This is a genomic window from Streptomyces fuscigenes, from assembly GCF_021556455.1.
Taxonomy (GTDB): domain Bacteria; phylum Actinomycetota; class Actinomycetes; order Streptomycetales; family Streptomycetaceae; genus Streptomyces; species Streptomyces fuscigenes.
The window spans coordinates 1-6,722 of the sequence record NZ_JAKGCV010000306.1; the positions used below are offsets into that span (position 1 = coordinate 1).

At 75.8% G+C, this 6,722-nt stretch carries 5 protein-coding genes; 4 read left to right on the plus strand and 1 reads right to left on the minus strand.

The annotated features are described in order from the left end of the window. Positions 1-123 precede the first annotated feature (123 nt). Positions 124-807, plus strand: coding sequence for a hypothetical protein (locus tag L1885_RS20735; protein ID WP_235798670.1), 684 nt, complete (start codon positions 124-126; stop codon positions 805-807). Between the two features lie 250 nt (positions 808-1,057). On the opposite strand, the gene L1885_RS20740 is transcribed toward L1885_RS20735, so the two are convergent. Further along, positions 1,058-1,507 (minus strand): anthrone oxygenase family protein, encoded by a 450-nt coding sequence (locus L1885_RS20740; RefSeq protein ID WP_235798671.1) that lies wholly within the window; start codon positions 1,505-1,507, stop codon positions 1,058-1,060. A gap of 104 nt (positions 1,508-1,611) precedes the next feature. On the opposite strand from L1885_RS20740, the gene L1885_RS20745 reads away from it, so the two are divergent. The 3 genes from L1885_RS20745 to L1885_RS20755 form a co-directional block, all read left to right on the plus strand. Then, entirely contained in the window at positions 1,612-2,196 is a 585-nt protein-coding gene (locus L1885_RS20745) for a TetR/AcrR family transcriptional regulator (protein WP_235798672.1), read from the plus strand. Between the two features lie 316 nt (positions 2,197-2,512). After that, complete coding sequence (locus tag L1885_RS20750; RefSeq protein ID WP_235798673.1) at positions 2,513-6,532, plus strand: non-ribosomal peptide synthetase; 4,020 nt, start codon at positions 2,513-2,515, stop codon at positions 6,530-6,532. Beyond that, on the plus strand, positions 6,529-6,722 hold a 194-nt coding region (locus L1885_RS20755), incomplete at its 3' end, for a hypothetical protein (RefSeq protein WP_235798674.1). The genes L1885_RS20750 and L1885_RS20755, both read left to right, overlap by 4 nt.

Below are 6,722 nucleotides of genomic sequence, written 5' to 3' on the forward strand. Positions count from 1 at the left end.
CGGGACGCCGGCCGCCCCGCGCGCCGGATGGCGGCGCGGCGTCCGGGCGCGTGGCGCGTGGCGCCGGCCGGTGGCGCGTGGTCTGCTGGCTGCCACGGCGGTGAGCGGCGGAGGGAAGCGACGATGACCCGGACTTCCGGCGGGAGGGCCCGGCGCCGGCGGCTGCGTTTCGACGGCTGGATCGCCGGCACGGGCACGGCGTCGGGGACCCGCGCCGTCCTGGGCCACTGGCCGCTCTCCCCCTTCGGCGCGTTCAGTGACGTGATGGTCGAGGACCAGGACGGTCACCGGACGCTCCTCGCGCCCACCCGGCAGACCGCGGACTTCGTCGCCGCCACGTACTCCTTCGACACGGTCCGCGTGGTGCCGGTCCAGGTCGTGACCGAGGGCCGGCTGTGGGAGGTCGCCGCCGGACCGCTCGAGTGGCGCTTCGCGGTGGGGCCGCGGGGCCCGCTGGGGCTGGCGCTGCGCGCGGTGCCCGGCGCGGTGGCCCGCCGTCCCGCGTGGGGTGCGCTGACGGACCGTCCGGCATCCGCACTGCTCGACGGGGTACGCACGCGCGGGAGCGCGGGCGGCGACCGCAGGGAGTGGTACGGCGCACGCGACCTGCGGCCGCTCGCCGCGGTCTCGGCGTCCTGGGAGGGCGCCGACCTCGGGGCGATGGCGCCGATCGCGCCGCCCGTGCGCTTCGGCTTCGGTTCCGTGCCCCGTACGCCCTCGCTCGTTCGGGTCACGAGCACGGTCGAGGTCGCCGACACGATCGGGGAGAGCGGCCCCCTCGGCGGCGGCCACCCGGCGGAGCCCTGAGGCGACCGGCGGGGACGGCGCCGGGCCCGCCCCACCGGCCGGTCTCCCCACCGGCCGGCCCGCCCGTGTCGACCGGTCCGCGTCCCCACCGGCCGGTCTGCCCGTACCGGAGGGTGTCCACCCCCAACGCCACCGCCACCGCCCGAGGTGCTGCCGCCGGCCGCCGCGCCCCGGCCGGCCGTTCGGGCTCGCCGCCCGGCCCGGAGCCGGCCGGCCCCCCGGTCCCACCCGCCTCGACGGTCCCCGGGGATCAGCGCGCGAGGGCGACGGCGAGCAGGGCGAAGGCCGCGACGATGACGGCGAGTCTGACGTAGTGGAGCCTGTCCCAACGCGCCAGCTGCTCCTTCCAGTCGGCGGGCGCCCCCTCGCGCGACCAGGCCGCGGAACGCGAGTTGATCGGCACGAGGAACAGGATCGACAGCACGATGCTGAGCACGAGCAGCGCGGCGCCCGACACGATCGGCCCGGTCCCCTCGTCGCCCCAGACCAGTGCGGCCCAGATCCCCGTGAGGACGAGCGAGCCGAAGTACCAGAGCGGCATCACCCGGCCGAGCACGCGCGCCCCGTCGCTGCGGGCGTGCAACCCCCCGTCGTCCGGCAGCCGGTGGAGGATCGGGTTGACGAAGACGGCGACCGCGAACTCCACGCCGACCATCAGGCCGACCACGACGACCGTGACAACAGCCAGTGCGTCCTGCATGTCCCCTCCCAAGGAACGATCCCGTGTAGATCTAGCAGCGCTAGATTCTGAAACGATGCTAGACCTGCCATCGCTTGAATGTCTAGCACTGCTAGAATTCGAGCATGTCCGTACGTGAACGCAAGGAACGCGAGAGGGCCGGCCGCCACCGGCTGATCGTGGCCACGGCCCGTGAACTCGCCGAGACGCAAGGGTGGGACGCGGTCACCACGCGCCGCCTGGCCGAGCGGATCGAGTACAGCCAGCCCGTGCTGTACAGCCATTTCCGCGGCAGGAAGGAGATCGTGGGGGCGGTGGCGCTCGAGGGGTTCGCCGAACTGGCGGACGCGCTGCGCGCCGCGGCCCGGAGCGGGCCGGCCGGCCGGGACGCGGTGACCGCCACGGCGGGGGCCTACGTCGACTTCGCCGCGCGCAACCCCGCGCTGTACGACGCGATGTTCAGCCTCGACAACGGCCTGCCCTTCGCGGACGACGCCACGCCCGCTCCGCTGCGCGAGGCCTTCGAGGCCTTGGTCGAACCGCTCGCGGGCCATGCCCAGCCCGCCGAACCCGGCCTGTTCGTCGAGACGTTCTGGGCGGCGCTGCACGGACTCGTGACGCTCACCCGCGGCGGGCGACTGCCCGCCGGCCGGGCCGACGACCGCCTCGCGCTGCTGGTCGACCGCTTCGTCCCGCACGGGGCGCGCTGAGCCCGCGCCGCGCGCACCGCCACCCGTGGGGCTCAGGACGCCATTGACACGGAAGTGAGCGGGAGTGATCCTGGTTGCTCAAGTCGCCTGTGGATAAGCGGAATCGGCGACACGTCCGTACCGGCCCGCTACCCGACCGACCGCCAACTGCCGCTCAGCGGCTCCTGGATGGAAAAGGGCACGTCGAGGCCGACGTGCCGGTCCGCGCTCGCGCCGGCTTCCGGGCGGGCCCGCGGCCACCCCTCGCGTACCGGAAGGCGCCGGTGCGCCTCGATCGTGCTTCCCGTACCGCGCACAGCAGGGGAAAGGGCTGATCTTGTCCGCACCGCGAACCCTCCACGGCACCACCGCCTCCCGGCCGTCCGCAGCGGCGCTCCGGCGCCCCGGCGAGTCCGGATCCGGCGCCCCGCGCGCCCCGCTCTCGGCGGGACAGGAGCGGCTGTGGGTACTCGCCCAGGGCGAGGGAGCGGCCTCCGCGTACAACGAGCAACTGGGGTTCCGCTTCGTCGGGCCGCTCGACCCGGACGTGCTGGCGGCGGCGTTCGACGCCCTCGCCGACCGGCACGAGATCGTACGCACCCGGCTGGTCCCGGCGCCGGACGGCACGGCCGAGCAGGTGGTCGACGCGCCGGGCGGCGGCTTCGCGCTCGTGCGGGAGGACCTGACCGGGCACCCCGACCCCGCGGCGCGCGTCGCGGAGGTGCAGCGCGAGGAGTGCGCCGCGCCCTTCGATCCCGCGGCGGCTCCCCTCTTCCGTGCGCGGCTGCTGACGCTGGGGCCCGAGGAGCACGTACTGGTCTTCCTCGCGCACCACAGCGTCTTCGACGGCTGGTCGCAGAACGTCATGCTGGCCGACCTCGGCACGCTCTACCGGGCCCTGTCGCGCGGCGAGGAGGTCCCGCCGCCGCCGGCCGGCCTCCGGTACGCCGACTACGCGCGCGAGCAGCGCGCCTGGCTGGCCCTGCCGGGAGAGGACGGCCCGGCCCCCCACGAGGCCTACTGGAAGCGGCAGTTGACGGGCGCGCCCCCACTGCTTGAGCTGCCCGGGGACCGGCCGAGGCCACCCGTGCAGGACCTCGGCGGCGGGCGGGTCCCGGTGCTGGTGGACGCGGAGGTGACGGCCGGGCTGCGGCGGTTCGCCGAGGGCTGCGGGGTGTCCCTCTACGCGGCCGTCCTGGCCGGCTGGTACCTGCTGCTCGCGCGGCTGAGCGGGGAGGACGACATCGTTGTCGGGCTGCCGGCGGCGAACCGTCGCGGCCGCGGTGCCGACGACGTCATGGGCTTCTTCGTCAACACCCTGGCGCTGCGCGTGGACGTGGCCGCATCGAGGACCGGCGCCGCGCTGGCGCGCGAGGTGCGGCGGGCCCTGCGCGAGGGGCTGGGCCATGTCGACCTGCCCTTCTCGCGGGTGGTCCAGGCCGTCAACCCCCCACGCGGCACGGGCCACACGCCCCTGTTCCAGACGCTGTGCGCGTGGGTGCCCGCGGACGAGGACCTGATGCGGCTGCCGGGCGTCACCATGGCGCGGATCCCGGTGCCCGTCGCGCACGCGAAGTTCGACCTGGCCCTCGCGCTGGCTGAGCGCGACGGGCTGATCGAGGGCGAACTCGACTACGCCACCGCCCTGTTCGACAAGGCGACCGCGGAGCGCTTCGCCGGCTTCCTGGTACGGCTGCTGGCGCAGCTGGCCGAGGACCCGGAACGCGAACTCGCCTCGCTGTCCCTGCTCGGCCCCGGGGAGGAGCGCCGCCTGCTCACCGAGTGGAGCGACGGCGGCCCCGGCCCGGACGTGCCCGCCGCGTGGCAGGGCGGCGCGGTCACCGCCTTCGAGGCCCAGGTGCGCGAGCGGCCTCACGCGCCCGCGCTGTTCGCCGGGGGGACGTCCCTCACGTACGCGGAACTGGAGCGCCGCGCGAACGGCCTCGCGCACGCCCTGGTCGCGCGGGGCGTGCGGCACGGCGACGTGGTGGGTCTGCACGCGGGCCGCTCACCCGCACTGGTCGCGGCGGTGCTCGCGGTGTGGAAGGCCGGTGCCGCCTACCTCCCGCTCGATCCGGCCCAACCGCTCGACAGGCTGCGGTCGATGGCCGCGGACGCCGTCCCGGCGATCGTGCTCAGCGACGCCCCGCGGACGCCCGGCGGCTGGGCCTCCCTCGCCGCGCTGGAGGCCGAGGGGCCAAGCGGTGGCGATGCGGAGCGCGGCCCCGGGGTCGGGGTGGGCGCCGGCGACCTGGCGTACGTGATCTGCACCTCCGGGTCGACGGGCCGGCCCAAGGGCGTGGCCGTCACCCACGGGAGTGTCATGAACCTGATGCTCGGGTGGTGCGAGCGGTTCGGCACGTTCCCCGGGGAGGCCGCGTCCGCCTGGTCGAGCACCGGCTTCGACGCCTCCGTGCACGAGATCGTCCTGCCGCTGACCACCGGAGGCGTCCTGCATCTGGTGCCGGACGCGCTGCGCGGCGACCCGCGGGAGCTGATGGGCTGGCTGCGCGAGCACCACGTCGTCCAGGCGTTCCTGCCGCCCGCGTACGTGCGCTGGATCGACGAGGCACCCGCTGAGCGCCTGGCCGGACTGTCCCTGCGGCGGCTGCTCACGGGCGTCGAGTCGCTGCCCGAGGCCGCGCTCGCGCGCCTGCGGGAGCACCTGCCGCAGCTGCGGATCTGCTACGGCTACGGGCCCACCGAGGCCACCCTCTACAGCACCGCGTACACGGACCCCCGGCCCCTGGAGCGGCCGAGCCCGATCGGCAGGCCGCTGCCCGGCACCCGGCTGTACCTGCTGGACGGGCGGCTGCGGCCGGTCCCGGCCGGCGTGGTCGGCGAGGTCTTCCTCGGCGGCGCCTGCCTCGCCCGGGGCTATCTGCACCGCGACGACCTCACGGCCGAGCGCTTCCTGCCCGACCCGTTCCTGCCGGGCGAACGCGTCTACCGCACGGGCGACCTGGCGCGCTGGCTGCCGGACGGCACCGCGATGTACGCGGGCCGGGCCGACGACCAGGTCAAGCTGCGCGGCTTCCGGGTGGAGCCGGGGGAGGTCGAGGCCGCCCTGCTGCGACTGCCCGGCGTACGGGAGGCGGCGGTCCTCGCCGACCGCGACGCCGCCGGCGAGCAGCGCCTGGTCGCCGCGATCGCGTCGGCGGACGGCGCGCCGCCCGGGGGCCGGCGCGCCGCGCTCGCGCCGCTGCTGCCCGACCACATGATCCCGTCCGTCTTCCTGGAGGTGGAGCGCCTGCCGGTCAACCGCAGCGGCAAACTCGACCGGACGGCCCTCCTGGAGCGGATGCCGGCAGCGCCCGCCGACCAGGTCAACACGGCGAGCCCCCGCGACCGCACGGAGATGGCCCTGCACCGGATATGGAGCCGGGTGCTCCTGCATCCCTCGGTCGGCGTCCGCGACGACTTCTTCGCCGTCGGCGGGACCTCGCTCTCGGCGATCAAGGTGGCCCACGCCGTGCGCGAGGAGTTCGGGGTGGCCCTGCCCGTGCAGGACGTGCTGCGCCACCCCACGATCGAGGCACTGGCCGCGCGGCTGCGCACGGGCTCGTCCGCGCCGGACGCGGGCAGTCTCGTCGAGTTCCGGCCGGGCGACGGCGGGCAGCGCGTGGTGTGCGTGCACCCCGCCGGCGGAACGGCCTTCTGCTATCTCCCGCTCGCGGCCGCCCTGCCCGCCTCCGTGGGCGTCAGCGGCATCCAGTCGCCCGGCATCGAACCGGGCGAGCGGGCGCTGCCGAGCGTCGAGGCCATGGCCCGGGAGTACCTTCGCCTCGTCGCCCCCGTACCCGGCGAGTCACTGGTGCTGTGCGGCCTCTCTTACGGCGGCCTCGTCGCGCACGAGATGGGCCGTATGCTCGCCGCGGCCGGACACGAGCGGCTCTCCGTCGTCCTGCTCGACACCCTCGCGTCGGACGACCCCGCCGAGCGCGCGGCGGTCGAGCCGGTGGACGCGGCCGAGTTCCGCGAGAAGCTGGTGCGGTTCAACGGGATGTATCCCGGCATCGAGGACGAGCAGGTGGACCGCTACCACCGGATCTACAACCACAACCGGATGACCGCGCGGGACTACGACGTGCCGGAGACCTTCGCCCGGCTGGTGTTCGTGCAGGCGGCGGACGCGTCCGACACGGCCGACGACGGCGGTGCGGCCAGGGACTTCTGGCGCCGGCGCGCGGGCGGCGGGCTGCTCGTCGAGCCGGTGTCCTGCGGGCACTGGGACCTGCTGGAGAGCGACGAGATACCGCGCGTGGCAGCACTGATCGAGGACGAACTGCGGCGGACGGACACGCCGCCGCCCGCCCCGCCGGCCGGCGCGGCCCCCCGGACGACGGAGGCACGATGAGGTCCCCCGCACCCCGGCCCGCGGCCACGACCGAGCCGGGGGCCTCCCGGGCCGGGAGGGTCCCGCCGCCCGGGCCCGACGCCACCGCCCTGGCGGTGGCGGTGCACGCGTGGGCCGTGCGCGCCCCGCACGCCGAGGCCGTCGCCGACGGCGAGCACCTTCTGGACCACCGGCGACTCGACGCGGCGGC